The organism is Occallatibacter sp. (genome assembly GCF_049802275.1).
Lineage (GTDB): Bacteria > Acidobacteriota > Terriglobia > Terriglobales > Acidobacteriaceae > Telmatobacter.
The window spans coordinates 1-3,131 of sequence record NZ_JBARMD010000503.1; the positions used below are offsets into that span (position 1 = coordinate 1).

Here is a 3,131-nt window from a genome sequence, read left to right on the forward strand (position 1 = left end):
GCAGCTTTTCCGGCTGCCTTCTCCGCTGCCTTCCCGCCGCGTTTGGCCGCTTTCACCGGCTCCGCCGCCGGCATCTCGTGACGCACCGGGAACAGCGCATTCAGCCGCGTACCCTCACCCAGCGCCAGCACCGCTTCCGCGACCTCGTCCATCGAGTCGCGCTTCACCAGCCCATCGCAGTAAATGCAGTGCACTTCTCCGGCACGCGCGTAAAGCAGCCGCAGGTAGTCGTAGATCTCCGTCGCCGTCGCCACTGTCGAGCGGGGATTACGCGTCGTATTCTTCTGCTTGATGGCGATTGCCGGAGCCAGCCCATCGATCTCGTCCACATCCGGCTTTTCAATCCGCTCAAGAAACTGCCGTGCATAGGCCGACAGCGACTCGACATACCGCCGCTGCCCCTCGGCGTAGATCGTGTCAAAGGCAAGCGAACTCTTGCCCGAACCTGACACGCCACTCACAACCGTCAGCTTACCGTGAGGAATCTCGCAGGAGATGTTCTTTAGATTGTGTGTCCGCGCGCCGCGGATGACGATCGCGTCGTTCGATGAACTCAATGGGAAGACACCGGGATGATGAAAGTTCCGGCCGCGTCACAGTCGCCTCAGAGAGGCCCAGGGCGCAACCAGCCATTCTTTATTATAAGGCGCAAACCGGCTGCATCATCGCGAGCACGCGCTGCGGATCAGGTCCTATCGATGTCCTGGTAATTTCTGCCGGAAAAAGAAGGAAAGTGGTCGCGCGCCTCACGCTGAACCCCTTCAGCATCCCCGGCGTTCATTCAATCCCGGGCCGGGCGCGCATACACAAGAGAAACATGGAGAATCCTAGGCAGCCAAAGCCGAACCCGCGCGGACCGAAGCCACCGCGAGGGCCGGTAAAGAGGGATATTCCGACTCCATCATTGAGTCATTCGAGCGGTTCAGTACGGCGGAGAGGCTCATAAGGACCTCCGACGCACATGCAGGACACTGATTCGCATTGTTCCCAATCGAATTGCAGTCCTGGCAAAGATACGCGCTGGTTAACGGGAAGTGTTGGAGCATCAGGTAGGACGCAACATCGCCCGGCGAACGTCTTGAAGCGGTGGAAAGCATATGTCACCTGGTGTTCTGGGGATTTGCGGGGTCCAACTGAACCTCGCATGTACTGTTAGAAGGATGCCCCAGTTCGGAGCAAAGATGCTCTACCCTTCAGTCGTTCCAGAATCACGAAAGTGGAATTTCGCGGGTTACTACGCCAGTTGCCAGAGTTACTTAGGGACATGAGACCTTCGTGTTTTCAAGATGCCCCGAAGGTGTCAGCAGGCTGTGCAAACTGAACCAGCCAGCCGGTTTACAAATCAATTTATTGCCCGGTTATTCGTGATCAGATCGCAGACAGCGATGCCGGCGGGAAGGTTACCCCGCCGGCAACGCCGCAACGTACGGTCCCCTACTTAGTAAACGGCCCCTCTTGTTCGTCGAACTCGTGCTCGCGTTCGATGCCCTTGTGGGCCAGTTTATCGGCCTCGCGTTCCATTCTTTCCCAGTCGCCGGGAACCGGATTCATACGTTCGTCCGCAGGCGTCGGGTGTGGACGTTCTGGAATATTGGAATTCGATTCATTCGCCATGGTTCACTCTCCCAGGCAGATTCGATGCGCTTCTCGCGTGGCGCGGATGTACGACTGAATTCACGCTTCGCGCAGCTACACCAGCCGATTCGTCGCCGCTACCTTGGCATACCAAAGACCAGAATCCTTTACCGTCCGCTTCTGATCGCGATAGTCGACGTAAATCAGCCCGTAGCGCTCCGTATGTCCGTTCGCCCATTCAAAGTTATCGATCAGGCTCCAGGCATGAAATGAGCGCACGCGCGCACCATCGGCAATCGCTCGCGCCAGTTCCGCCAGTTCCTGCCTGAACCATTCAATGCGCCGCGTGTCGGGCACATGGCCATTCTCTTTCTCGTATGGCGCATCGAGATAGCCGCAACCGCTCTCAGTGATTTCGATAATGGGGTGGTCATACTCGCGCGAGATTTGCGTCACCAGGTCATAGATGCCACGAGGCCACACTTCCAATCCAGATTCCGTAAGCGCGCCCTCGGTGGGCATCTCCGCCCGGAAACGTGTGTATGGATCGCGCCCGGTTGCGGGGTCCGCCTCGATCTCGGTGCCGCTGAAACCTCCGCCGCTAAACGCCTGCGCGTGGCTCGCGTCGGAAACGATGCGGCGGGTGTAGTAATGGAAACCAACCCAGTCGAGCGGCGCGTGCATGATCTTCTCGTCCCCCGGCTTGACCCCCATCCGTTCATACGGAGGCTCTCCCACAAACGCATTCGGATAGTGGCCCTTCATCGCCGCTTCAAGGAAGAACACGTTATTCATGGCGTGATAGCGAGCGGCGGCTGCGCGGTCCGCCTCCGAATCGGTCTTGGGATACGCGGGGCACATGCCGTATGCACTGCCCACGGTGGCTTTCGAAGACGCCGCCTTGATGGATCGAAGCGCCTCCGCCTGAGCAAGCGTCAGCGTATGCGCTGCTTTGAGAAAGTCATCGAAGTTGGTGCGGCAAGGCGGAAAAGCGCCAACGCCATATCCCATGTAAGCGACGGACCAGGGCATATTGAAGGGAGCCCAGACCGTAATGCGATCTCCAAGATGCTTGGCGAGGATGCCTGCGTATTCGGCGTAATATCCGGCCAAATCGCGGTTGGGCCAGCCACCCTTCTCTTCCAACGCCTGCGGCAGGTCCCAGTGATAGATGGTGCAAAACGGACGAAGGCCTTGCTCCAGCATGGTATCGACGAACTTGCTGTAATGATCGATGCCTTTCATGTTCGGCGCACCGGTCCCGGAGGGCTGGATCCGCGGCCAGGAGATAGAGAAGCGATAGCTTTTCTGGTTGAGGCTTTTCGCCAGCGCCATGTCCTGCGGATAAAGATGATATTGATCGCAGGCGACATCAGCGGTGGTTCCGCCCTTTACCTTGCCTGGTGTGTGGGTAAATTTGTCCCAGATCGACTCGCCCTTTCCGTCCTCGTTCCAGGCGCCCTCAACCTGGAAAGCGGCAGTGGCCGTGCCCCAGAGAAAGCCATCCGGGAACCGTGCGCTCTCAATCTCCGCCTGCGCCACCGCCCCGGGCACAT

The 3,131-nt window shown here is 58.6% G+C and carries 2 protein-coding genes and 1 pseudogene; all 3 read right to left on the reverse strand.

Translation table 11 applies throughout. From position 1 onward, the window contains the following. A pseudogene (locus tag WA354_RS17520) lies at positions 1 to 557 on the reverse strand (excinuclease ABC subunit UvrA); the annotation flags it as partial. A gap of 877 nt (positions 558 to 1,434) precedes the next feature. Next, positions 1,435 to 1,614 (reverse strand): hypothetical protein, encoded by a 180-nt coding sequence (locus WA354_RS17525; RefSeq protein WP_472814312.1) that lies wholly within the window; start codon positions 1,612 to 1,614, stop codon positions 1,435 to 1,437. A 75-nt stretch (positions 1,615 to 1,689) separates the two neighbouring features. After that, on the reverse strand, positions 1,690 to 3,131 hold a 1,442-nt coding region (locus tag WA354_RS17530; RefSeq protein WP_472814313.1), incomplete at its 5' end, for a glycoside hydrolase family 1 protein.